This is a genomic window from Paenibacillus sp. FSL H8-0315, assembly GCF_038005365.1.
In the GTDB taxonomy this organism is placed as follows: Bacteria; Bacillota; Bacilli; order Paenibacillales; family Paenibacillaceae; genus Paenibacillus_AQ; species Paenibacillus_AQ odorifer.
In genome coordinates, this window is the sequence record NZ_JBBOTA010000001.1 from 1,699,062 (window position 1) to 1,724,716 (window position 25,655).

Here is a 25,655-nt window from a genome sequence, read left to right on the forward strand (position 1 = left end):
ATATTAAAAAAAGCCGCCGGATGCAATAATCCGGCGGTCTTATTCATAAGCATGTGTTTACGCGTTGGCTTGTGCTGTTTTACGTTGTTTCTCTACACGTTCGCGTTCGCCTTTGTTCAGAATCTTTTTACGCAAACGAATGGATTTAGGTGTAATTTCACAATATTCATCATCGTTCAAATATTCAAGTGCGCCTTCCAAAGAGAAGGTGCGTGGTGTCTTCATTTTTACAGTATCATCTTTGCCTGAGGTACGCATGTTGGTAAGTGCTTTTTCCTTACAGATGTTAACGATAATATCGTTATCACGGGTATGCTCGCCTACGATCATACCTTCATAAATTTCTGTACCTGCATCCAAGAAGAGAATACCACGATCCTCAACACCCACGATTCCATATTGAGTTGTTGATCCAGTCTCACTTGCTACAAGCACACCTTGATGACGTCCGCCAACTTGACCAGCAACCAGTGGAGCGTAGCTGTCAAAAGCATGGTTCATAACGCCGTAACCGCGTGTCAAAGTCAAGAAGTAAGTGTTGTAACCAATCAATCCACGTGCAGGAATCAGGAACTCCAGACGTACTTGACCCGTACCGTTGTTAATCATATTGACCATTTCGGCTTTACGAGTACCCAGACTCTCCATAACAGAGCCCATGCTCTCTTCTGGAATATCAATCATTAGACGCTCAAGCGGCTCCATTTTGACACCGTCGATTTCTTTAATGATTACTTGTGGTTTAGAAACTTGCATTTCATAACCTTCACGACGCATATTCTCGATCAGAATACCAAGGTGAAGCTCACCGCGTCCAGAAACGATAAATGCATCAGGACTATCAGTTTCTTCCACACGCAAACTCACGTCTGTTTCAAGTTCTTTAAATAGACGCTCACGTAGTTTACGGGAAGTTACCCATTTACCTTCTTTACCAGCAAAAGGACTGTTATTCACTAGGAATGTCATTTGCATGGTTGGTTCGTCAATCTTCAGAACCGGAAGTGCTTCAGGGTTTGCAGGATCAGCAATGGTCTCACCAATGTTGATGTCCTTGATCCCTGCAATAGCAACGATATCCCCTGCGCCCGCTTGCTCTGTTTCAATACGTTTCAAACCTTGGAAGCCGAACAATTTCTCGATACGTGCAGTTTTGCTCTTACCATCACGCATAATAACTGTTACAGATTGACCTTGTTTGATCACACCGCGGTTAACACGTCCAATCGCAATACGACCCAAGTATTCGTTATAATCCATCAACGTTACGAGGAATTGAAGCGGTTCTTCAACACTTTCGGTTGGAGCTGGAATATGTTCAACAATGGTTTCGTAGAGCGAAAGCATCGTTTCATCTTGTTTCTCAGGAACCATGCTTGATGTACCATTAAGAGCAGATGCATAAACAACAGGGAATTCCAATTGTTCGTCATTTGCTTCAAGTTCGATGAACAAATCGAGCACTTCATCAATAACTTCCTTAGGACGAGCAGCTGGACGGTCAATCTTGTTCACGACAACGATCGGTGTAAGTTTTTGTTCCAATGCTTTACGCAGAACGAATTTCGTTTGCGGCATGCAGCCTTCATAAGCATCAACAACCAGCAATACACCGTCAACCATTTTCATGATCCGTTCTACTTCGCCACCAAAGTCAGCATGTCCAGGTGTATCCACAATGTTGATCAAAAACTCTTTATAAGTAATTGCTGTATTTTTAGCTAGGATTGTAATTCCACGTTCCCGTTCGATATCATTAGAGTCCATAGCACGTTCTTGCAAGTGCTCATGGGCGCTGAAGATCCCCGATTGTTGAAGGAGCTGATCGACGAGTGTTGTTTTGCCATGGTCAACGTGGGCAATGATCGCAATGTTGCGAATATCTTTTCTTGAATGCATGATTTGTATCCAAATCCTCTCATTTATCAAATTAAAACTGTTAAAATTCATAGCATGTCACGGCAGTCTCACAAAAGAAGCGCCAGGCAGAAAGCCGACGCTTCAACATAACATTAATATTATAGTGAAAGTACCATGAAAAGCAAGTCTTTTTATGAAAAAACAGTTACCAATTTCCGTTTTTTTTCACAAGATCCTACAGCAATTAGCTTCGATACCATCTATTCCGGCCACGTGCTCTGCCTCGACCGGTAATCAGCCAAATTCCTACAGCTATTAATACAATCCCGATCAGGTATATCGCGCCGGTGCCCATAAGGCTGAAAATACAAAGCGCAAGGCTTAGTAAGCCTAATGTTACAGCAATTGCTGACAGGCCACCCGTCCGTCTTGGTTCATAGATAGAGTATTCATACAAGCCCACGGCAAGACCAAGCAACAGCACAGGCCATAAGTTTCTCATAAGCCCCCATCCCCAAATATTGCAAAGACCAAACAACAAACCATACACCGTTAATATCCCGGCAGGAACCAATACCGAGGCCGAAGCACGACGGCTGAAAAATAACATGTGTAGTACTATTCCTGGAATTAAAATCACTAGAGGCCAAAGCGCGCGCCCCAAAAATCCGAAGACGCCCAGCTTACCTAATAAAATCACGATGCCAGCAGCAACAATAAAAATTCCTAGCTGTATATCTTTCTTTGAAGACATCCTTCACCCATCCCTTCAATTTCACGTCTACCTCATTTCCTCGTCACCTTATAGCCTGAAAGCGACAGGATTCTTACTCATATATTATCCGAAACATACACAAAATGCCATCACTCCCTGTGATTAATCAGTGTCTATAAGCGCTTCTGATCACGCAAAAAAAACGGACAATTCCAATTTATGGAGATGTCCGTTTAGTATTGCCTTTTATTGCAATTTATTAACCTGCAGATGTTTTTCTGCGTTTTATTGCTCCCGTAACGACAACTAATATTCCTAAGGCAATGGGCAAATAGGAATGTGAGGAAGGGAACAAAAAGGAGAGCATCGTCCCTAATTTTGCATCCTGAAGCAACATATCCCCTGCTGTAAACGCCAATATATAAGCACCGATAAATACGAGCACTGGAAACCGGTGCAGCCAGCCGACAATAATGCCGCTTCCCCACACTACTATCGGAATGCTAAGAGCAATCCCGATGACAATTAAAGCCAAATCTCCTTTAGCTACTCCTGCAATGGCTAGTACATTATCCAGGCTCATAATGAAGTCTGCTACAAGAATCGTTCGGATTGCTTTCCAGACTGAGGATGATTCCCTTACTCTGAGATCCTCCTCTTCCTCCAAAAGCAGCTTGAACGCTATCCATAGCAGCAGCATTCCCCCTCCAGCCTGAATATAAGGGATTTTTAATAGCAATACCGCAACAAAAGTAAGCAAACACCGCAGAACAACTGCGCCTGCTGAGCCCCACCATACTGCAGTCTTTCGGTGCTTCGCCGAAAGATCCTTGCTGGCCATTGCAATAACCATTGCATTATCTCCGCTCAGCACCAGATTAATCATCAATATTTCACCAAGGAGCAATAATGAATCCATTCGCACTTACCTCCCCGAGTCACATGTAACTACTTGTATGTTCGGAAATGACAAGCTATGCTTCCTGTCCAACTTTTTTTGAGCGTGAACGCATGTTGGCTCCTTTTTTTGCGTATACAAAACTAAGCATATTTTGAAGCTCAATCTAACAAACTTGGGAGTGACTTCGCTTTGAATACATCCATCTGGGAGTTTATATTATCGCTGCTCAACATTATTTTTCTAGATCTTATTTTGGCGGGAGATAATGCCATTGTGATCGGTCTTGCGGCGCGTAATTTACCGTCAGACACGCAAAAGAAGGCTATCGTATTTGGAACAGCAGGTGCTGTAGTGTTGCGGATCTTCGCAACGATTCTGGTCGTATGGCTGTTGAAAATCCCCTGGTTACTGCTTGCCGGAGGGATTTTACTCATTCTGATTGCCTATAAGCTGTTAACCAGTGAGAACACTTCAACAGATATCAAGGCAGGTCAAAGCTTGTGGTCCGCTGTAGGGACAATCATTTTAGCTGATGCTGCCATGGGCCTTGATAATGTGATCGCCATTGCCGGAGCTGCCAAGCATAATATCTCACTGGTTATCATAGGACTGCTGATCAGTGTTCCCATCGTTGTGTGGGGAAGTACCCTTTTTATTAAATTAATCAACAAATATCCATGGATCATTTATATTGGTTCTGCTGTCTTAGGTTTTACTGCTTCAAGTATGATTACGGATGAACATCAGCTTGCGCCATTTTTTAATCATCATCCGCTGCTCAAATATCTGTTTATAATCGTGATCATTATAGGTATCTTGGCAGCGGGACATTGGAAACGCCAATCAAAACCAGAAGAGCCTCAGGAGGGCACATTCGTCTAAACCACAAAAAAACTGCCTCAGAACGTAGATTTCACTACGCTTCAAGGCAGTTTTTTGGTTTATTACTTTAGAACCATTCTTCCTGTAAACCAGCCTCGACACTTACAACATCACTAGGCTTCTCATCTCCATAGGGAGTGATTAACACGGTCTCTGTGGCTTCAATCGCCGCTTCCAGAAGTTCAGAATATCCCGGAAGCGTAGCCTCTATCTTATCCACAATCCGTAAATTCGGATTTGTTGTAGGTGATTTTGGAACAAATAAAGTACAGCAATCCTCATAAGGAAGGATAGACAAATCATAGGTACCGATGTTCTTCGACAGGTCCACAATATCACTTTTGTCCATCATTACCAGCGGACGCAGAAGGGGTAGGGTTGTCGCCCGGCCAATCACGTTCATGCTTGGCAAGGTCTGGCTAGCGACTTGTCCCAGACTATCCCCGGTTACAATCGCCAATGCACCTTCGCGCTCAGCAAGCTGGGTAGTAATTCTCAGCATTGCCCGCCGCATCAGTGTAATAATCAGATTATCCTGGCCGATGCCGGTAAAGGAAGTCTGCACTTCAGTAAAGGGTACCAGATGCAGCTTGATTACACCCGCATAACGTGACAATACCCGCGCAAGATCCACAACTTTTTGTCTAGCAAGCTCGCTTGTATAAGGATAACTGTAGAAGTGCACGCACTCCACTTCAAGTCCGCGCCGCATGGATGACCAGCCTGCTACGGGACTATCAATGCCACCGGACAGCAATAACATCGCTTTTCCGTTAGTGCCTAATGGAAATCCACCTACACCGGCAATATTTTCACAGAAAATATAAGTATGTCCCTGACGAATTTCGACCCTCAGCTCTAATTCAGGCGATTTAACGTCTACGGTGAGGCCAGGATATCCTTGCAATAGTGGTGTCGCGATCAGTTTATTCATCTCAATGGAGCCGTAAGGGAACTCTTTCCATACCCGCCGAGCATTAACCTTAAATCTGGTGCCCGGAGCAGGCGCGATTATCTCCAAAAATTGACGGCTGACCGCTACAATATCCTCAAGCTCTGACTTAGAAACCTTCACTGGACTAACTGAAGCAATGCCAAATACATTCTTCAGTGCTTGTACCAATTCAATCGCAGATTCCCCGTTCAATTCCACGTAAATTCTTCCGAATTCCTTGCTCAGAACTACGTTTGGATAAGGCTTAATCAATTCCTTCACATGACGCAGTACGGTTTTTTCAAATCGGGTACGATTTTTGCCCTTTAAAGTAAACTCTCCAAAACGCAGGAGCAGCATATCAGCGTATTCTATACTATGGGCTCTGCCTTCTGCAGATTCCTTATTCATCATGCTCATTTGTTACTTCATTCCTCCTTCAGCAATCTTTAAAGCTTGTACCGCAGTGGTTAATGCTTGCTCAAGCGCAGCGACATCCTCATCTGTATGACTGTCGCCAAGGCTAATACGAATCCCACCTGAAGCACTGGAGACATCTTTACCCATAGACAATAATACACGACTAGGCTCAGCCAGTCGTGAGGAGCAGGCCGAACGGGTGGAGACAGCCATCCCCAGTTCCTCTAGCTTGCGGGCGAATACCTCTCCCTTCATGCCAGGGTAAGAGAAATGCACAATATGGGGAGCTCCATCCTCTCTGCTGTTTATAACAAATTCAGGAACGGTGCGCAAGAAGCGTAATAATCGATCTCGGAGTGGAACCAACTGGGCAACGAAGGTTTCGCGCTGCTCACCACTCATGCGGATAGCTTTGGAGGATGCGACAATCGCAGGTACATTTTCAGTTCCAGCGCGTTGTCCTTCTTCATGAGAGCCCCCTGTAAGCAATGGGAATAGCTTAATTCCCTCTTTGATATACAGTAATCCCACTCCACGTGGGCCTCGAAGCTTATGAGGAGACAGGCTATAAAGATCCACCTGCCAATCCTTTAAATCAACTGCAAGCTTACCATATCCCTGAACACCATCTACATGAAATAAGGTTCGCGGATTCACAGCTTTAATCAGCTTTCCCATCTCTTTAAGCGGTTGTATCGTTCCAATCTCGTTATTGACATGCATCACACTAACAAGCACTGTGTCGCGCCGGATAGCAGCAGCTACGCGATCAGGATCAACAACGCCAGTGCTATCGGGTGCTACAAAAGTAACCTCCCAGCCCATTCGCTGCAATTGCAGGAAACTCTCATATACAGAGGGATGCTCTATTTCTGTAGTTACCAAATGGCGACCTCTAGTCTGATATTGCAGAGCAGCGCCTTTTATCGCCAAATTATTGCTTTCCGTTGCACCAGAAGTAAATAGAATCTCTTGCGGTTGTACAGATAAAGCAGCAGCGCATACTTCACGCGACCGTCTGATCAGCTTACCCGCTTCACTGCCCGCACGGTGCAAAGAGGAAGGGTTCGCATAATGCAGCTTCATAATTTGTTCCATCGTCTGCACCACTTCTTCATAGGGCGGTGTAGCGGCGGCATAATCCCAGTAAAGCATATGTCAAATGTCTCCTTTACTTCGTTGAGTGAACTTATTATCGAAAAAGGATCAAACGGTGTTTCCCGTTTGATCCTTTTTATTATACCGCGTATTGAGCGCGAGCGCGTTCTATTTTAAAGATATAAGACTGTGTCTCTTTTGGAAGCAGGCTAAGTTTCTCCAATAATTCCTGATCATTGGTTACTCCCAGATCTGTTACCCGTCCCGGCCCTGCGTTGTACGCTGCAAGTGCCATCTTTTCCTCTCCGCCAAAGCGTTTCAGTTGATAAGATAAATAACGTACGCCGCCATCAATGTTTTGCGCCGGATCGAACGAATCAGTAACCCCTAAGCCGCTCGCGGTGCCATCCATAAGCTGCATTAAACCTTTAGCCCCTGCCGAAGAGACCACATTAGGATTAAACGAAGATTCAGTATCAATCACTGCTTTGATCAGATCAATCGGCACGCCATATTTAGCACTCGCCTTCTGGATGAGATCATCATAGCTCGTAGGTGTGGAACCCGTTATTTCCCCGGAAATTATGTTATTGAAAGTTTCTGTTGTCCCACCTATCTGCTGCCATAACAAGCTGCTGACTGAAGTTGCATCCGGGAGAGAAGTCAAATAGCTTGAACTTTCACTACTCGTTGACATTGCCTGAAGCATTGTCGCAAATCCAGAAGCTGAAACTCCCGTTGACCGTTCATTTCCATTCGCGGAGCTAGTTTTTTCGGTTGTAGCCTTAAGGTTGATCCATTTAAGTTGCCCTAACCCGTCGGTTACAGCGGGATTGATCTGCATGCTGGCGCACTCCTTTTTTGTCCTACTCGAATCATATATAAGGTTTCGCGTTGAAATTTCGATGAATTACGGCTTAATCTTACATTTTATCTGAGATTATTGCTATATGTTGGAATGAAAAAACAGACTTCAGACCCTGATATTTAGGTCTAAAAGCCTGTTTAGATCAAAGCCATTCAGTTCTTTTTAGCGCGCAAAGGGAATCATCACGAAGTAACTTAGTGTCGCAACAATCCCTAAGCCCATTGCCCATGCCCCAAGCGTTTTTTGCTCTTTGACATAGGAATAATAACCAACTACGGCAGCGATGGGTCCGAGAATAAAAGACCAGATGAACAATGAGGCGATCCCCATCCCCAGTCCAACATACCCCATTACCCGGCTTCCACTATATTCCGCTTCACTGTCCTTGCGTTCTTCCACTATCCGCGGGGCATCCCGAACCTGCATTGGAACCGGATTTACCTCAGCAGCGTATTCTTCGCGATGCTCTCTGTCCCGCCGAGGATAGTCCACTCTCCGCGGACGAAGAATGACTTTTCTCGGACCGGATTGTTCCCGTGATGAGCTTGATTCATTATCCTTTTCTGTGTCCATTCTGGCGGCCTCCTAAGCGTTCGGCTTAAACGTCAGACAACATGTTGCAGATGATGTACTGGCATGATCGCGGTGACCTTCATTTGTCATTTCTTCAGCATATTCTTCCTTATAACCATTGCCTACGTGCTTATCGATCTCGATGACAATTTCTTCAGCCCGGCATAAATTATGCTCGCCCCAATAATGACAATTGCTCACGCTACATTTTACTAGTGGTTTTTCACTCGACATAATTATCACCTCGGCTTCATTATGTCCGCTCCATTTACCCGCTATTCGACAGAGTGGTTTCCAGTTGATGTATCGAGACAGGCTTTTAATCCACGCAAAAAAGGACCAGCTCATCGTCATTACAAAAATGACAAAGTGCTGATCCCTTTAGATCACTATTTAGAAGTTAAACCTGATTTTGCATACGTTTCTCGGTCAAATAGTCGTTCTCATAATAAATGAGATCATCGCGAAGATCTTCATACGTTTTGGTGATTTCTAGGATGATATCACGTGCGGGACGTACTGGCTTTTTGCGGAAACGGATTGCATCCTGACCTGTATAGGCGTAACGGCCATCTTCAGAATAACTTTCATTTTTCGGATAAAAGAAGTTGTTCACACCATAGTGATATACATTATAAAGCGCTTTCTGTGCAAAAGATTCATCGAATGTCGCACGACGCAGCGCAACGCCTAATTTCTCATATGACATTTCCGAGAACACTAATAGGTGACGAAGATCGGACAGAAAACCTTGGTAAAATTGTACGGTTTCCTCATCTCCCTCAACTACAAGCTGAGGCAATGCATGCTCATTTAGAAATACTTCCATTTTGTCGATTACCACTTTAAGTTTATCTCTCGTCGATTCACATAATTTCTGCACATTGGCTGCTGACATAGCGGTTGCTCCTCCTTATTATTCCCTGCTCTTGTAGTCAATAAAGTTAATCCTCTGAAAGAAACCGCCCTAAAGACGTATCTCTTTATTCTTGCAATATCAGGATGTGAACACAGAGAAGTCTAACCTTCTGAACAATTATTAAGAACAACATCTAATGAGGTATCTCTTACAAAATCAAGAAGACAATTCGAGATACTTATTCTCTCTGATATTATCATAAAAAACGTTAGGAAGGTATCCTTTTCTAAGATGCATAAAAGATACGCTCTCTTCTAAACCTATAGACATTACATTGCATAGAGGAGCGGAAATCATGTCACGAAAAAATCTAACAGTTGCAGGTTTGGTTACAGCAGCTTTTACAGTTGGGTTACTTACCTTTGCCCTGCGCCCTGCCACTAATGGGACGACCAGAGATGTCGCAAAAGTCGCTGTTCAGAATCCGGCTCCAACTTCAGCTTTGCATTCACCTCCAAATCCTTCTCAGGAAAAAACATTAAAGAAAACCTCCTTAAGCCAGGATGTGGAGGCGACAGATCATCTGAATAGAGTCGATGTCAGTAGACACTTAACTAAACTCCTGTCTGAAACAGACGGGATGTCTTCGATTCATGATAAATCAGTGTATGCGAAACGATTGCAGCAAGACCACGGGTTTATCTCCATGCTGATGTGGATCGATTTCCGCACACAAAAGACTGAGACCTTTAAATCGTCTTTTCCAAAAGGAACCGAACAGGAGAACAAACAGCTTCTAAAATATCTCAATACGGCAAAAACAGCAATCCACGGTCATCAATCCTATGAATCTCCAACGTTTACAATCGGTAAAGAAAAATATTACTTTATCGCTCAGCGGAACAAACAGAAAAATGTAGGGATTATTGCTCTCATCAACCAAAAGGTGCTTGGGCGTGTGGCAGACCATCAGCTGAAGAACCTGCGTCTCATTCCGTATCCTAAGGAAGGCAAATACCATGTGGAATCAGTCCATACCGATAACTTAAAGGACATTACAGTCAAGACCGGCCATGATAACGAAAATGCCAGCCATTTTTATGAGAATGAAATTGTAGTCCGTTTTAAGGGAAATGCTCCGACTCAGGGACAGCTCCAGACGATAACCGCCGATATCCACTGCAAGCAGCCACGCAAGCTGGGATATGCCTATATCTTTCGCTCTGAGAAGATGACCTATTATCAGCTGAAATCCTATTTCACCAACAAATGGCATCCCGAGTATACGGAACCTCACTATATGTATTTAACCAATGATACCCTCACTAAAAACGCTGAAGGAACTGTCACGCCTAACGACATGTTATTCTCCACTTACCAATGGAACCTCCCGGCGATTGAAACTGAGCTAGGTTGGAATCTTTCCAAAGGCAGCAAAGAAGTGGTTGTAGCCGTAGTCGATACGGGAGTACAGATTAATCATCCTGATTTACAAGGTAAGCTTTTGACTGGTTACAATGCCATTACCAATGGTTCCACACCCGAGGATGATGTAGGTCACGGTACACATGTATCTGGAATCATTGGCGCACTTGTTAACAACGGGGAAGGTGTAGCTGGCATCAGCTGGTACAATAAGATCCTCCCTGTAAAAGCGCTAGATAACTCAGGTGCCGGAACGACTTATTCCGTAGCAGAAGGTATCATATGGGCAGCTGACAATGGCGCAAAGGTTATTAACTTAAGTTTAGGGAATTATGCCGACTCGCAGTTCCTCCATGATGCGATTAAATACGCCTATGACCGGGACATCGTGCTTGTGTCTGCAGCAGGCAATGATAATACAGAACGGCCTGGATACCCTGCAGCTTATCCCGAAGTGATTGCAGTGGCTGCTACAAATGCTTCAGGGGAAAAAGCCTCCTTCTCCAACTACGGCGATTATATTGATGTCGCTGCACCCGGAGAAAGCATCGCAAGCACCTATCCGGACAGCCAGTATGCCGCTTTATCCGGCACGTCGATGGCCAGTCCCCATGTCGCTGCGCTGGCGGGTCTGGTACGTTCACTGAATCCTAATCTGACGAATAAGGAAGTTATGGACCTTATGACCAAAAACGCTGTTGATCTGGGAACTTCCGGCCATGATAAATACTTTGGCTGGGGTCAGGTCGATATTTATAAAACGCTACAAGCGGCAAGCGGCAATCAAGTTCCATTGCAGCTTTTTCCTCAACATGTACGCCAGCAAATGAATCAATTAAAACAAAGAACAAATAACACCCCATAACCGTGTCATTGCAAAAACCGGCCAAGTAAGCGCAGAAACCGCTGTAACCCTTCCTCCATTTCCGATTCCTTCATTTGCGAATAGCAAAGACGGATGTGGCGGGAAGGCGTTTCCGCAGAGTAACAGACATCACCGGGTAAAAAAGAAATGCTCTCCTGCTCCGCCAAGTCATGCAGGCTTGCGATATCAGGAGAAGGGGGCAGCTCCAGCCAGAGATTAAGTCCTCCCTCTGGTAGAATATAGTTCACTCCAGGCGGAGCGTACAGCTTCAGAAGCTTCGCCGCCTTTTCCATACGACCACGGAGTGTTATTCGTAGCTGTGCTGCGTAGGCGTCGTATTTTTCAGCGATGAAGGGTAATACGGCCTTCTGTGTCAGCAAGGGACTTCCTAGATCACTCGCAGATTTAGCGGCGATCAGCCGGGACAGAATATTTCCTTCTGCAGCCACACAGGCGATTCGGCAACCAGGTGCAAGTACTTTGCTAAAGCTTTTCATATAGACTACATGTCCATCGGGATCCATTGATTTAATCGCCCTAGGTGGTGGTGCATGGAAATATAAATCACTAAATGGGTCATCCTCAACAATGAGGCAACGGTAGCTGCGCGCTAATTCCAGCAGTCGTTGTCTTCTTGTGATGCTCATAGTTACGCCGCTTGGATTTTGAAAAGTAGGGATGGTATAAATTAGCTTTGGAGGTCTTTGATCACACATTTTTGTAAGAACATCCACTCGCATCCCTTCACTATCCGTAGGCACAAAAATCATCTCTGCACCTCGTCCCGCAAAAACATCAATAGCACCAGTATAGCTAGGCGCCTCAAGATAGACTGTATCTCCAGGACCAACAAATGTACGAGCCACCAGATCAATGCCTTGCTGGGTCCCGCTGGTTATCATCAAATCGGAAGAAGTTAGCGAAATCCCACGCGATTTCAAATGTTCTCTCATGACATTCCGCAGCTCAAGATCTCCCTGAAAATTCCCGTAGGTTGCCATAAGCTCCGGTTGCTCTTTGACCAAGGATGCGTAGGTGTCACCAATATCTTGAAGTGGCAGCAGCTCACTGTGGATGGCGGCTAAATGAAAGGGATATTTCACTTCTGAAACATCAAAATTCCGCCAAAGCTGAGCCCTCGGCAAATAATCATCATATAAATCCTGCCAGCAACCCTCTTCTTGACGTCTATTATGGGTTGGATCGGCCACAAAGCAGCCTTTGCCCTGTCTGCAGTATATAAGTCCTCGTTTCTCAAGCATATCGTAAGCCTTGCTTACTGTAACCTGACTCACGTTCAATGTTATAGCTAGACTTCTAACGGAGGGCAGCCGGACACCTTGCTGAAGCAGTCCTGATGAGATCCGCTGACTGAGGGTTTCACTGATTTGATGGGGCAGAGTTTTACTGCCGCTGCGATTCAAATCGATATGCATGAACCCTTCACCTCCACTGTTATATTCAACGCTTTACTGTTATACAGCACTCCTATTATGATAGCATCAAATCGAAAGGTGGAGAACTAATTTATGGATATCAAATACTCAACGGCAGCCAATCATCTAGGATCATCAGCAGTTCGGGAGATTCTAAAAGTTACACAGGGCAATGACATCATTTCACTTGCAGGCGGGCTGCCTGGGGAGGATTTGTTTCCCTTGGAGGCCGTACGTGATGCCTATAATCGCGTGCTCTCCAGCGACACCTCAGCGCTTCAATATGGGCTTACCGAGGGTTTTACTCCACTACGTGACAAAATTGCTGAAAGGCTTACCCGGCAAGGCATCCCGGTTACAGCCTCTGAGATGGTATTGACTACAGGCTCACAGCAAGCTATAGATCTGTTATGCAAAATATTGCTGGATCCCGGCGATGCAGTTTTTGTGGAAGCGCCCACCTATCTGGCAGCACTACAAGTGCTCGGTTCTTACCGGGCTGCTATTCATTCGATACCAAATGATGAACATGGCATTCTGCCGGATCAGTTGGAAGAGCAGATTCGGATACATCGGCCAAAACTGCTATACGCAGTTCCGACCTTCAACAATCCGTCTGGAGCAACATGGAGTAAAGAACGCCGCGAGAAGGTGGTTGAAATCTGCCGCCGTTACGGTGTTCTTATTCTAGAGGACAATCCCTATGGAGAAATAACCTTTGATGAAGATAAAACTCTATATCCACCCTCATTAGCCTCCATCGATAGAAGCTTCGGCGGGGATCATTGTGTAGTCTACACAGGGACCTTCTCCAAGATCGTCGCCCCTGCCCTACGCACCGGCTGGATTATCGGCGATTCCGAACTAATCAAGACCATCGCCAAGGCAAAGCAAGCAGCTGATCTGCATTCCAGCACCATCGACCAGCGTGCTTTAGATGAACTGCTGTTGCATTTTGATATTGAGCAGCATATCCGCCTCATCTCAAGAGAGTATCATTCGCGTATGAAGCTCCTGTCCGCGGAACTCAGATCACATAACTGGAAAGGAGCACATTTCCTCGAGCCAAGAGGCGGCATGTTCCTATGGCTTACCCTTTCCGAAGAGATCAATACTAAGGAATTACTCCCGCTGGCAGTGGAAAACGGAGTAGCGTTCGTACCCGGAGAGGTATTCTATTCAGCGGAGCCTCACAAAAACAAAATGCGCCTTAACTTCACACACACGCCACCACAGCAAGTTCCTGTTGCTGTCCAGCGTCTAGAGAAAGCATTGGTTCAATGGCAGCAAAATCAAAACATCATTCGGTCGTGAACAACTGCTCGTAATCAATAGCCACAATGGCTAAATAAAACGGCTTCTCCATCCTTTATTGGACGGGGAAGCCGTTTTTTGTGAGCAGATTTTTGAGCTTTCACTTTTGCGTATTTGCAGAATATTACCTTTACGCATTTCTGCAAATCTCATTTTCGTATTTTTACTTTTAGTGTTTTTGCACATCTCATTTCGCATTTTCACAATCAGCGTTTCTGCACAGCTCATTTCGTATCTTCACATTTCACATTCAGCAATTTTCATACGTCATATTTCTGATTTCCACATTTCAGCGTTCCTGCACATCTCATTTCGCATTTCCACAATCCGCGTTTTTGCACATCACATATCGCATTCCACATTTCAGCCTCTCTACCCGATCCCATTTTCGTATTTCCCCATTCAGCAATTTTTGCTCGTCACATTTCGCATTTTCACATTTCAGCGTTTCTGTACAACTCATTTAGCATTTTCACATTCAGCGATTTATGCACATCTCGTTTCGCATTTTCACATTCGCATTTCTACACTTTGCACGTCATATATCCCATTTCCCACATTTCGCTTTCCGCATCACCAAACATCCTCCAGTTACTCAACTCATCTGCCACTCAACTAACTCCGATTTCACAGCGAAGTTACAGCCAGAGGTTACAATTGATATTTTGCTACTAACTCCAATCTTCCCGCAGAAGATTAGCCAGGCTCCGCATTGTTACAGTTTGCTAGCTACTAATCTAATTCTGGCGTCAAAGTAACCATGGAGTTCGGGAGTTCGGAATTCTGAAGTTCTGAGTTCTGGAGTTCGGGAGTTCTAGAGTTCTGAGTTCGGGAGTTCGGGAGGTTCGTATCGGACCCCAGCGCTCTTATTTGCATCAATTCCGTTCATTTGGTTTGCTATCGGACTCCATAGTCACTATTGGATTCAAAACGCCCGATATCCACCCTGTTTATGCCGAATAACGGCTCTCCAGTCCGAAACTCCTCCAAAAAGGCATAAAATACACAAATAGCTGCATCTCGGTCCGTTAGCATATCAGCTCATCAACCATCAACCATCAACCATCATCCATCTACCATCAGCCATCAGCCATCAGCTCATCAACCATCAGCCGTCAGCTCATCAACCATCATCCGTCAGCTCATCAACCATCAGCCATCTACCACCAGCCATCAGCTCATCAGCCACCAGCCATCAGCTCATCTACCACCAGCCATCAGCTCATCAGCTCACCAGCCATCAGCCCACCAGCCATCAACTATCAACCACCAGCCATCAGCCCATCAGCCGCTAGCAATGCTTCTAAAAAGTCTAATTTCTGCATATCACGATCCAAATCCCTGCATGTTCACGCATTCACCGCTTAAATATTTGCCTTATCCGCATTTGTTTGCAACAAAAAAGGCGGCGTAAGCCGGGTTACCGGGATACGTCGCCGTTTGTATGGTGTTGTTATTATAACGTTGCAGTTAGGAAAGTTTGCCGTAAGCCGGGTTCTGTGCTCGTCGTGGTTCGATCGGGAACTACCCTCCCACCATAAGCGACAATCATCTATCTAGGCCATACATTACTGCACAGCTCCAGCGACCAACCTAGACGCGCCTCAGGCTAAGGCTGCTTATTCAGCTGCGTCTCATTAGGTCTTGCTCCAGATGGGGTTTACCAGGAACGAAGTCACCAGCGTTCCTCGGGGTCTCTTACACCTCGGTTCCATCCTTGCCTGTGCCGCCCTAAGGCGGCCATCGGCGGTCCATTTCTGTGGCACTATCCTTCAGCTCGCGCCGACTGGACGTTATCCAGCATCCTGCCTTATGGAGCCCGGACTTTCCTCCCGTGACGTCTTCACGTCACCGGCGATTGTCTGTCAAACTTTCCGAACAACATTATATATTATACAGACATCACATGTCTGGCACAAGCATTATTAAATGGCAATTTTATAGGAACTTAAATGGCTCCGTATTCACCTGCGAAGCATGGACAGCTGTATCATACTTATGCTCGGCCAATTTTCCAGCCATCCACTCCGCTACTTTCTCTTTCATGATCTTCTCCGCATTATGTCCCGGATCAATCAGAGTGATTCCGGCGAGCGCAGCATCCTGAACTGTATGATAATCCAGATCCCCAGTAACCAGGACATCCGCACCGCGGAAAATAGCACTGTTATAATACTTTCCACCCGAGCCGCCGAGAACGGCAGCTTTACGAATCGGACGGTCCAAATCACCAACAACCCGTACATGGTCTACCTTCAGACCTTTTTTTACCGTCTCCACGAATTGTCCAAGGGTTGTGGGCTCTTTGAGCTTTCCTACCCGCCCAAGTCCTAAGCTGCGGCCTTTAAGATCCATTGAGTACAAATCATAGGCAACCTCTTCATAAGGATGGGCCTTAAGCATAGCCTGCACCACTTTATTGCGGATGGAGTGCGGGACGATCGTCTCAATACGAATTTCCTCGGCACGTTCCATCTTACCTTTTTCCCCGATATAAGGATCCGTGCCTTCTCCTGGAATAAAAGTACCGTATCCCTCGATATTGAAGCTGCAATGACTATAGTTGCCAATTGCCCCTGCTCCAGCATTCAGGATAGCATCCAGAACCTTCTGATGATGATCCTTCGGCACAAATACTACCAGCTTTGATAATTGCTCGGAGTGAATGTCTTTGATGGGTACTCCGTTTTCTATGCCAAGAGCTTCAGCCATCCAATCATTCATTCCACCCTCGGTAACATCCAGATTCGTATGGCTGATATACACCGAAATGTCATTCTTGATTAATTTTTCATACATTTTGCCCGCCGGTGTGTCTGTCTGGATTCCTTGCAATGGACGGAAAATAATCGCATGATGCGCAATAATCAAATTGCAGCCTAGACGAATCGCTTCTTCAACTACCTCATCATTCACATCTAAAGCAACTAATACATTAGTGATTTCTTTTTGCAGCGTGCCCAGTTGAAGACCAATTTTATCCCAATCCTCAGCTAAATGCTTAGGAGCCAGTTGCTCCATATACTGAATTACTGTTTGTCCCTTGGCAAACATTGTAGCACCTCCGTAATTTCCCTGATCTGACCTTGAATCTGTTTCCGTTTATGCTCAGCAGATTCGAGTTCTGAACGTGACAACGATGTTAAAATGCCTTCCAATTTCTGAATCTCACCCTGCCACTTAGCAAAAAACACAGCATTTGGTGCTTGAAGCAGCCATGGTCCCATTTGAAGCAAGGCCTCTTGCCCAAGGACTTTAGCGGAATCCCCCAAGGTTAATTCACGATATACACTTTCATTTGTAATTCCAGCTTCCGTATTTTCTGGTACAGCCGTCAATACTTCATATAGCTTCCCGTCTTCTTCCAAAATTCTCTCAGCTACGAGTACCCATTTATTATTTAATAACCAGCGGCGCAAAATATCCTCGCCTACATTCGGTTGAAGCAAAAGGGTTGTAACCTCTTTTAGCTTACCCTGGCTTTGACCCCGGTCCAGAATCGCGGCAATTAATGCGCCTCCCATGCCAGCAATCGTGATACAATTGACTTCACCAGGTTCCAGAACCTCAAGGCCGTCTCCACGGCGCACCGAGATCACCTTCCCTAGTCCAGCCTCTGCAACGCCCTTACAAGCAGCATCAAAGGGACCCGGGTTTACTTCACCTGCAATTGCAAACACAGCCTTACCGCTTTCGACAGCGGCCACAGGAAGCAAGGCATGATCGGAACCGATATCTGCTAATCTGCTTCCTTGCGGAATTTGCTCCAGCAATTGCTGAAGCCGATCTGATAATTTCACATTGTTCATGTTGCCACCCACGTTATCCATTTTTTTCGAAACCCAAACAACAAAGCTAACCCTGCTGCAATCTTTAGGATCAGCATCAATGAAATCCACTGCGGATAATCCTGTCTTAATAAAAGAGCGTCAAGCTCTGGCATGATCCAAAGCGATACTCCCACTGCAAAATAAACACTGGCAACACCTCTTACCTTATGATGCAAAAGCCAGCTTAACCATACCATCAGCACACACAATGGCAGCCATAGGAACTCCAGTTCAAATATAGAGGCCTCCGGGCTTCTTCCACCGAAGAACCCTGCATACAGTAATGCCCAAAAAGCAAAACCACAGTACTGCAACAAACCTATCCGGAGTAAAAATCCCAAAATACACCATAACAAGCCGCAGCACCCAATTAGAATAGGCCTCCAGAGCTGAGGATCCAGATCATGCAAATCAATCAGCCATAGCCCAAAACCAAGCGTTAAAACGCTGCCCAGCCCCGCTAGGATAAGACTGATAACATTGTTCCGGTCCTTATAAACGGCGGAGTATCCATAACAAATAATTAATACAGATAGTGCGGTTGCAAGTTGCAAAGGCCAGGGAAAAACGCTAAAATAAAGACTAATCAAGAAAATCAAGGAAATAATTCCAAAAGAAAACAGCCAAATTTTGATGCTTCCCTGCTGTAAATTTCTCAGCGAAATTGGATTGTTATCCTTATTCGCATCCTCATCGTCATACAGATTGGTTAAGAAATCGCAATACTGCTCTGGCAGCAACCGGCTTTTTCTCCAATACTGAATCTCTTTTATAATGATGTCGCGTTTTTCCAAATTCACTGGCTCATCCTTCTTTCCAGGTACACAAGGTCAACACATTTTTTACCAGCGTAAATTCAAATAAAAGAACCTCCTGCCACTGAGCAGCAGAAGGTCCAGTTCATGAAATACTATTCAAGGAAATCCTTAAGCCGTTTACTGCGGCTAGGGTGACGAAGTTTGCGCAATGCCTTGGCTTCGATCTGGCGGATCCGTTCCCGGGTAACACCAAACACCTTGCCGACTTCTTCAAGCGTTCTTGTCCGTCCATCATCAAGGCCAAAACGCAGACGAAGTACATTCTCTTCACGCTCCGTGAGCGTGTCCAGCACATCCTCCAGCTGTTCCTTCAGGAGTTCATAAGCCGCTGCATCCGCAGGAGCCAATGCTTCCTGATCCTCAATGAAGTCTCCTAGATGAGAGTCATCTTCTTCACCAATTGGTGTTTCCAAGGATACAGGTTCTTGGGCAATCTTCATGATCTCTCTAACTTTCTCAACCGTCAGTTCCATCTCAGCCGCAATTTCCTCTGGGGAAGGTTCGCGTCCCAGTTCTTGCAGCAATTGGCGAGAAACCCGAATCAGTTTGTTAATCGTTTCCACCATGTGTACAGGAATACGAATGGTACGCGCCTGATCCGCAATCGCACGAGTGATGGCCTGGCGAATCCACCAAGTCGCATACGTACTAAATTTGAATCCCTTGTTATGGTCAAATTTCTCTACTGCTTTGATCAGACCCATATTACCTTCCTGAATCAGATCCAGGAACAGCATACCGCGTCCGACATAACGTTTCGCGATACTTACTACGAGACGCAGGTTCGCTTCTGCAAGACGGCGTTTAGCTTCTTCATCGCCATTCTTAATCCGCATAGCAAGCTCAACTTCATCGTCAGCCGACAACAAAGGAACGCGTCCGATTTCTTTTAGATACATACGGACAGGGTCATTAATCTTGATCCCTGGTGGCAGCGACAGATCGTCATCAAAGCTGAAATCATCGCTGTCTTTATCCTCATTATCCTCACTTGGTCGGAGGCTGTTAACCTCTTCATCGTTCTCGTTTACAACCTCAATTCCCAAATCACTGAGTTGCTCGTAGAACTCCTCCATTTGCTCGGGGTCTTGATCAAACGGCGATAATTTCTCCATAATATCTTTGTAATTTAATGATGATCTTTTCTTACCTTGCTCAATGAGCTGATCCTTAACCTGATCCAAAGTAAATTCTGCTTCCAATTCAGTATGCTGATCGTTCGCCATAATTCGACTCCCTCCTCCCTAGGTACATCCTGTCAACATGTCATTGTCTCTCTAGGGCTATAATCTCACTTGCTATTTGTGCCGCACGCAAAAAGTCACCTGACTTTTCAGCCTGAATCATCTCTTCACGCTTCTGTTCCATTTTGCGTTGCAGTGGGTATTTCCGCACTTCACGAATACAATCATCTAGAACCTGCATATTCCAGTCCGGAGGGGTATCCATCATGGATATTGATGTCGCAGTTTTCTCCAGACGATCATCCTGAAGTGATGATAGAAACCGACTAATGCCGGGTGGTTTGCCTTGCGCGTAATAGGCATATAGATAAGCAGCAATTGCCGCATGATCAACGATGTTGAAATCTTCTCCGAGGCGTTCGCCCACATACGTGGCGGCTTCCGGGTCCTGAATCATAAAGGACAATAGACGCCGTTCCGCGACATGATAAGCGGGTAGTAAGGTCGGTGTCTGCACCTGCCCTTTTTTATGCCTACCATTATTCCACCTTTTGTCGTTATTATCCCCTTCAGGGATGTTTTTTTGCATCGATGCCCTAAGTAAATTACAATCCTGCTTCAAACTATCATATGAAAGTTCGAGTTCAGCAGCGATTTCCTTCAGATAAACCTCTCGCTCTGTTGAGGAATGCAGTGAAGCAATAACTTCTAAGGCTTCCTTGACATAGGCGATTTTGCCATCTTCCTCTAGGAGTATATGGTTTTTTTTCAGATATATAAGCTTAAATTTTATGGATGAAACTGCTGAATCAATAACCTGATCTTTAAATCTTTCTCCTCCATGCTTGGAGATAAATTCATCCGGATCCACCCCGCTTGGCAGTAAGGCGATCTTTACACGCAGGCCGCTGTCTTCAAGCATCGGAATGGCCTTCATGGCTGCTGCTTGTCCCGCCCGGTCACCGTCGTAAGACAGTATAATTTCATCAGCCAGGCTTTTCATCAGTGCCACATGACCCTCCGTCAAGGACGTTCCCATCGTTGCTACGCCGTTATGCACACCCGCTTCCCAGGATGAGATGACATCTCCGTATCCTTCAAACAGGACGATTTGTCGAGTTTTGCGAATGGATGCTTTGGACTGGTGCAAATTGTACAATATCCGGCTTTTGTTAAACAATCTACTCTCCGGAGAATTTAAATACTTAGGTTGACCCTCTCCAAGTATTCTTCCGGCGAATGCGATTACCTTGCCTGTACGGTTGGCAATCGGAAAGATAATCCGGCCACGGAAACGATCCAAATAGCCTTTGCCCTCACCGCGGGCTGACAGAACTCCGCCTTTCTCCATTTCCGCAAGATCAAAATTTCGTTTCTCCAAAAACTGCAGCAAAGTATCCCAGCGGTCCGGAGCATATCCGATCTGAAACTGATCAATCATTTTATCACTGAAGTTCCGGCCTCTTAAATAGTCCATAGCGGCTTTGCCGTGTTCCGTGTTCTTCAGCAAGTAATGATAGAACTTTGCCGACCATTCATAAGCTTGAATCAACCGGTCGCGTTCCGGATCAGGAGGAGACATCATACCTCCCTTACCTTCTGGAACGGGAATATCACTTTCTTCAGCCATTATTCTGACAGCTTCGGGGAAGGTTAATCCTTCGATTTCCATCCTAAATTTGATGGCATTTCCACCCATACCGCAGCCAAAGCAATGAAATACTCCCCGGTCGGGGGTAACAGTAAAGGAAGGGGTTTTCTCCGAATGGAACGGGCAGAGGCCCCATAAATATTTCCCCTGCTTGGACAAATGAACAACCTTACCGACTGTATCGACTATATCATGACGCGCAAGCACGCTTTCGATAACCTCTTCCGGAATATTGCCGTGTCCGCTAGCCACTTCAACCACCTTCATCTCTTAACAAATAAATATAATTCGCTATTGCTCCACATTCTCCTGCAAAAGTATTAAAAGTTTTGTCAGTTTATGTTGAAAATAAGTTTTTTCTTCTGCCGTTATGGGTTTTGGACCCTTGGAATAATGTCCCCGTCTTCGTTCCACAGCCCTGGCATGTCTACCCTCCAACATAAAATCCATCTTGAAATTGTCGTATTCCTGACCACGAAATGAAAGCACACTGCACCGTTTACCTAATGCAAGTGCCGCAAGACCATAATCTTGAGTCAATACCACATCTCCAGCAGTAATATGATTGGCAATATATAGATCGGCACTCTGATCTCCTCGATCCACCTGCACAACCGTTACACCCTCTTCAGCTTTCAGTGCATGGTCATAAGAAGATACCATAAGTACCGGAACACCAAAGGTGCGACCTACCTCAGCGATCTCTTTTTTGACCGGACAAGCATCCCCATCCACCACTATCGTTCTAGACTGGGACTTCTCCATGATCATCACCAATTTCCCGTGTAATATATATACGCCCTCTCCGCAAGAAATCCTTCTTTCTAAGCATAAATACGGAACGGATGTCAAATGACGCATTGGCACCGTTCCGTATATTTATACCCCAAACCAACATTCTATACCATAAGATTCAAATTTTCTTGATTAAAATTACCAGACAAGCTTCGCAAAATCAGCGAACGACTTGGAGTCAGCATCAATACCCGCAAGCAGAGCCAAACGGTTAGCACGCACTTGCTCGTCCTCCGCCATAACCATAACGGAATCAAAAAATGTTGTAACGGCGTCTTTTAGACCCGAAAGAATCCGAAGTGCTTCTTCGGCATTTTTTGCCGCCATAGCTTCAAGGTAAGGTGCGTGAAGCTCCTGCCATGTATTAAAAAGCTGCAATTCAGCATCTTCTTTAAGTAAAGCAGGATCAATCACTTCACTGGTTGCTTTACTTGCCAAATTACTGACACGAGTAAGCGAATCTACGGTAATCTTGAAATCTGCTTGGTCGGACACAGCAGCCATAAGAGCACGGCTTCTGCCCACAACATCTACCACGTCGTCAAAACCAGCCGCTGTAACAGCGTCCACAACATCATAGCGTACATTGTCAGATAAAAGACGTTTTACACGCAGACCGAAGAACTCGTACAGGTTTATACGTAGTTCATCTCCAGAATGTTTCGTATTTCCTGAATTTTCATGAATTTCAATCGCCGCTTCAAAAATTTCGCGCAGCGTAATTGGCAATTTATGCTCAAGCACAATTTGGACAATACCTGCAGCCTGACGGCGCAGGGCATATGGATCTTGAGATCCTGTCGGAATGATGCCGATGGAGAAGCAGCCAACAATCGTATCGATTTTGTCCGCTATGCTGACAACTGAACCTGCTTCTGTTGAAGGTACAGCATCTCCTGCAAATCGTGGCTGATAATGCTCGAAGATCGCTTTTGCCACAGTTTCAGGCTCGCCTGCTTTACGTGCATAATCTTCACCCATTGTTCCTTGCAGCTCAGGAAATTCATAAACCATTTGTGTTACAAGGTCGAATTTACAAATATCCGCAGTGCGACTTACTTCGGACACAGCAGTAGCTGACAGTCCAAGCTTCACAGCCAGACGATCAGAGATTTGGCGAATACGGCGCACCTTATCCCCTACACTGCCCAAATCTTCATGGTAAACAATGTTTTCAAGCTTGGCTAACGCATCGTCAATCTTCATCTTTTGATCTTCTTGATAGAAGAATTTGGCATCTGATAGACGAGCACGAAGCACTTTTTCATTTCCCTTAGCGATAACATCCAAGGATTCTGCATTCCCGTTACGTACAGTTACAAAGAATGGCAGTAGCTTGCCAGCTGCATCAAAAACAGGGAAATAACGCTGATGCTCACGCATCGAGGTAATCAGCACATCCTGAGGAATCTCTAAGAAAGATGGATCAAAGGTTCCAAAGAGCACGGTTGGTGTTTCTACCAAGAACAGTACTTCTTCCAAAAGATCTTCTTTAATCGCAATCGTCCAGCTTTTCTCTTCAGCCAATTTGTTGATTTGATCCAGGATAAGCGTTTCCCGTTCCTTCACATCCACAAGTACATGCTGCGCACGCATGCTCTCCACATATTGTGCAGGCTCCGAGATTACAGTCTCTGTACCCAGAAAACGATGTCCACGGCTCACATTACCCGCTTTTACATCCGTAATTTCCAAATCAATGATCTCTTTACCAAAAAGAGCAACCATCCAGCGAATCGGACGAACGAATTTAAAATCGTAAGCTCCCCAGCGCATGTTCTTCGGGAAAGTCATTGCATTTACAATACCCAGAAGTCCTTCTGTGAGCAAAGAAGCAGTCTCTACACCCGCACTATTTTTTGTGGCATAAATATATTCCACGCCAGCTAGTTCTTTAAATGTAAATTGCTCTGGAGATACACCTTGACTGCGGGCAAATCCTAGTGCAGCTTTACTCCAGTCACCGTTAGCATCCAACGCAATTTTGCGTGAAGGTCCTTTGACCTCTTCGCTAATATCCTCTTGCTTCTCAGCCGCGTCCTTAACAAATACAGCGAGACGACGTGGCGTCGCATATGCAGTAACTCCAGCATGGTTTATACGTGCAGAATCCAACCACTTGGACATTCTATCTTGCAGCTGTTCCATCGCAGCACGGATAAAACGTGCAGGAATTTCCTCCAGACCGATCTCAAACAGGATATCTTTAGACACGGTCAGCACCTTCTTTCTTCAGCAGCGGGAAGCCAAGCTTCTCGCGTTCCTCAAGATATGTTGCCGCTACGGAGCGGGCAAGATTACGCACTCGGGTAATAAATCCAGTCCGTTCAGTTACACTAATTGCCCCACGCGCATCGAGTAGATTAAAGCTATGTGAGCATTTCAACACATAATCGTAGGCTGGAAACACAAGATGTTTCTCCATCGCTCTACGTGCTTCCTCTTCATACATGTTGAACAGCGAGAATAACATTTTTACATCCGATACTTCAAAAGTGTAGGTAGAATGCTCGAACTCCGGCTGATGAAAAACATCACCATAAGTCATACCGCTTACCCATTCAAGATCGAACACATTTTCTTTATCCTGAATGTAAGAGGCTAAGCGCTCCATCCCGTAAGTGATTTCTACAGCAACAGGGTTAGCTTCGATGCCACCTACCTGCTGGAAGTAAGTAAATTGAGTGATCTCCATACCGTCCAGCCATACTTCCCATCCCAGACCCGCACAGCCCAGTGACGGATTCTCCCAGTTATCCTCTACAAAACGGATGTCATGCAAGAGCGGATCAATACCGAGTGCTTTCAAGCTATCCAAATAGATCTCTTGAATGTTATCTGGTGAGGGTTTGATGATTACTTGAAATTGGTGATGCTGATACAGACGGTTCGGGTTCTCTCCGTAACGACCATCGGAGGGACGACGTGAAGGCTCTACGTAAGCCACTCTCCAAGGCTCAGGACCTAGTGAGCGTAAAAAAGTCATAGGGTTCATCGTGCCGGCGCCTTTTTCTGTGTCATAAGGCTGTACGATGATACAGTTCTGTTCAGCCCAGAACTGCTGCAGTGTCAAAATCATCTGCTGGAAGTTCATAATACCGTCTCCTTCGCTTTACAAGTTTTTTACAACAGCTTGCCTAAAACTTTCTACCATGGAGGCGGCACTTTTAGCTCCTGACAGCAACAAAAAGCCCCCGCCCCCATGCCTGATTAACAGACATAGGGAC

The 25,655-nt window shown here is 45.4% G+C and carries 21 protein-coding genes and 1 other RNA gene; 3 read left to right on the forward strand and 19 right to left on the reverse strand.

Annotated features, from left to right (window positions below):
- Positions 1–57: 57 nt before the first annotated feature.
- The 3 genes from typA to MHB56_RS07385 all read right to left on the reverse strand — a co-directional run bounded on the left by typA (position 58) and on the right by MHB56_RS07385 (position 3,494).
- On the reverse strand, positions 58–1,899 hold the full coding sequence (gene typA / locus MHB56_RS07375) for a translational GTPase TypA (RefSeq protein WP_076129029.1): 1,842 nt from the start codon (positions 1,897–1,899) through the stop codon (positions 58–60).
- Between the two features lie 205 nt (positions 1,900–2,104).
- A complete protein-coding gene (locus MHB56_RS07380; protein WP_076129027.1) occupies positions 2,105–2,614 on the reverse strand; it encodes a hypothetical protein in 510 nt (169 codons plus the stop codon).
- A gap of 220 nt (positions 2,615–2,834) precedes the next feature.
- Positions 2,835–3,494, reverse strand: a complete 660-nt coding sequence (locus MHB56_RS07385; protein WP_076136549.1) for a TerC family protein — start codon at positions 3,492–3,494, stop codon at positions 2,835–2,837.
- A 171-nt stretch (positions 3,495–3,665) separates the two neighbouring features.
- Between MHB56_RS07385 and MHB56_RS07390 the strand changes: the two genes are divergently transcribed.
- Positions 3,666–4,358 carry a TerC family protein gene (locus MHB56_RS07390; protein WP_076217854.1) on the forward strand — a complete coding sequence of 231 codons (693 nt, stop codon included), beginning with the start codon at positions 3,666–3,668 and terminating at the stop codon, positions 4,356–4,358.
- A gap of 67 nt (positions 4,359–4,425) precedes the next feature.
- Here the strand turns inward: MHB56_RS07390 and thiI are convergent, their stop codons facing one another.
- The 6 genes from thiI to MHB56_RS07420 all read right to left on the reverse strand — a co-directional run bounded on the left by thiI (position 4,426) and on the right by MHB56_RS07420 (position 9,149).
- The gene (gene thiI, locus MHB56_RS07395; RefSeq protein ID WP_081382359.1) at positions 4,426–5,712 is read right to left on the reverse strand and encodes a tRNA uracil 4-sulfurtransferase ThiI; all 1,287 of its coding nucleotides are present in this window, start codon (positions 5,710–5,712) and stop codon (positions 4,426–4,428) included.
- A 3-nt stretch (positions 5,713–5,715) separates the two neighbouring features.
- The gene (locus MHB56_RS07400) at positions 5,716–6,867 is read right to left on the reverse strand and encodes a cysteine desulfurase family protein (protein WP_076304288.1); all 1,152 of its coding nucleotides are present in this window, start codon (positions 6,865–6,867) and stop codon (positions 5,716–5,718) included.
- Between the two features lie 82 nt (positions 6,868–6,949).
- Entirely contained in the window at positions 6,950–7,654 is a 705-nt protein-coding gene (locus MHB56_RS07405; protein ID WP_038572880.1) for a lytic transglycosylase domain-containing protein, read from the reverse strand.
- A gap of 186 nt (positions 7,655–7,840) precedes the next feature.
- Entirely contained in the window at positions 7,841–8,251 is a 411-nt protein-coding gene (locus MHB56_RS07410; RefSeq protein ID WP_038572882.1) for a hypothetical protein, read from the reverse strand.
- A gap of 12 nt (positions 8,252–8,263) precedes the next feature.
- Positions 8,264–8,485, reverse strand: a complete 222-nt coding sequence (locus MHB56_RS07415) for a DUF1540 domain-containing protein (RefSeq protein WP_036683762.1) — start codon at positions 8,483–8,485, stop codon at positions 8,264–8,266.
- A 166-nt stretch (positions 8,486–8,651) separates the two neighbouring features.
- Complete coding sequence (locus MHB56_RS07420; protein WP_036683764.1) at positions 8,652–9,149, reverse strand: YpuI family protein; 498 nt, start codon at positions 9,147–9,149, stop codon at positions 8,652–8,654.
- A 316-nt stretch (positions 9,150–9,465) separates the two neighbouring features.
- Between MHB56_RS07420 and MHB56_RS07425 the strand changes: the two genes are divergently transcribed.
- On the forward strand, positions 9,466–11,400 hold the full coding sequence (locus MHB56_RS07425) for a S8 family peptidase (RefSeq protein ID WP_341143435.1): 1,935 nt from the start codon (positions 9,466–9,468) through the stop codon (positions 11,398–11,400).
- A gap of 5 nt (positions 11,401–11,405) precedes the next feature.
- On the opposite strand, the gene pdxR is transcribed toward MHB56_RS07425, so the two are convergent.
- Positions 11,406–12,836, reverse strand: coding sequence for a MocR-like pyridoxine biosynthesis transcription factor PdxR (gene pdxR / locus MHB56_RS07430; RefSeq protein ID WP_248549389.1), 1,431 nt, complete (start codon positions 12,834–12,836; stop codon positions 11,406–11,408).
- A gap of 93 nt (positions 12,837–12,929) precedes the next feature.
- Here pdxR and MHB56_RS07435 point away from each other — a divergent pair, with 93 nt between their 5' ends.
- Positions 12,930–14,150, forward strand: coding sequence for an aminotransferase-like domain-containing protein (locus MHB56_RS07435; RefSeq protein ID WP_076129013.1), 1,221 nt, complete (start codon positions 12,930–12,932; stop codon positions 14,148–14,150).
- 1,471 nt (positions 14,151–15,621) lie between these two features.
- Here MHB56_RS07435 and rnpB read toward each other — a convergent pair.
- The 9 genes from rnpB to glyQ all read right to left on the reverse strand — a co-directional run bounded on the left by rnpB (position 15,622) and on the right by glyQ (position 25,522).
- An RNA gene (gene rnpB, locus MHB56_RS07440) (RNase P RNA component class A) lies at positions 15,622–16,024 on the reverse strand.
- Positions 16,025–16,088: 64 nt separating this feature from the next.
- Positions 16,089–17,204, reverse strand: a complete 1,116-nt coding sequence (locus MHB56_RS07445) for a Nif3-like dinuclear metal center hexameric protein (protein ID WP_076129011.1) — start codon at positions 17,202–17,204, stop codon at positions 16,089–16,091.
- On the reverse strand, positions 17,180–17,950 hold the full coding sequence (locus MHB56_RS07450) for a tRNA (adenine(22)-N(1))-methyltransferase (protein ID WP_076192145.1): 771 nt from the start codon (positions 17,948–17,950) through the stop codon (positions 17,180–17,182). Before MHB56_RS07450 ends, MHB56_RS07445 begins: the two co-directional genes overlap by 25 nt.
- A 5-nt stretch (positions 17,951–17,955) precedes the next feature.
- Positions 17,956–18,780: a hypothetical protein gene (locus MHB56_RS07455; RefSeq protein WP_036683797.1), complete on the reverse strand. Its 825-nt coding sequence runs from the start codon at positions 18,778–18,780 to the stop codon at positions 17,956–17,958.
- A 110-nt stretch (positions 18,781–18,890) separates the two neighbouring features.
- Positions 18,891–20,024: an RNA polymerase sigma factor RpoD gene (rpoD, locus tag MHB56_RS07460; protein ID WP_036683799.1), complete on the reverse strand. Its 1,134-nt coding sequence runs from the start codon at positions 20,022–20,024 to the stop codon at positions 18,891–18,893.
- Positions 20,025–20,064: 40 nt separating this feature from the next.
- Positions 20,065–21,885, reverse strand: a complete 1,821-nt coding sequence (gene dnaG / locus MHB56_RS07465; RefSeq protein WP_341143436.1) for a DNA primase — start codon at positions 21,883–21,885, stop codon at positions 20,065–20,067.
- Between the two features lie 39 nt (positions 21,886–21,924).
- Positions 21,925–22,404: a YaiI/YqxD family protein gene (locus tag MHB56_RS07470; RefSeq protein ID WP_076103766.1), complete on the reverse strand. Its 480-nt coding sequence runs from the start codon at positions 22,402–22,404 to the stop codon at positions 21,925–21,927.
- A gap of 162 nt (positions 22,405–22,566) precedes the next feature.
- A complete protein-coding gene (glyS, locus tag MHB56_RS07475; protein ID WP_076129007.1) occupies positions 22,567–24,642 on the reverse strand; it encodes a glycine--tRNA ligase subunit beta in 2,076 nt (691 codons plus the stop codon).
- Positions 24,635–25,522 (reverse strand): glycine--tRNA ligase subunit alpha, encoded by an 888-nt coding sequence (gene glyQ, locus MHB56_RS07480; RefSeq protein ID WP_036683820.1) that lies wholly within the window; start codon positions 25,520–25,522, stop codon positions 24,635–24,637. The genes glyS and glyQ overlap by 8 nt, the downstream gene beginning before the upstream one ends.
- Between the last annotated feature and the right edge of the window lie 133 nt (positions 25,523–25,655).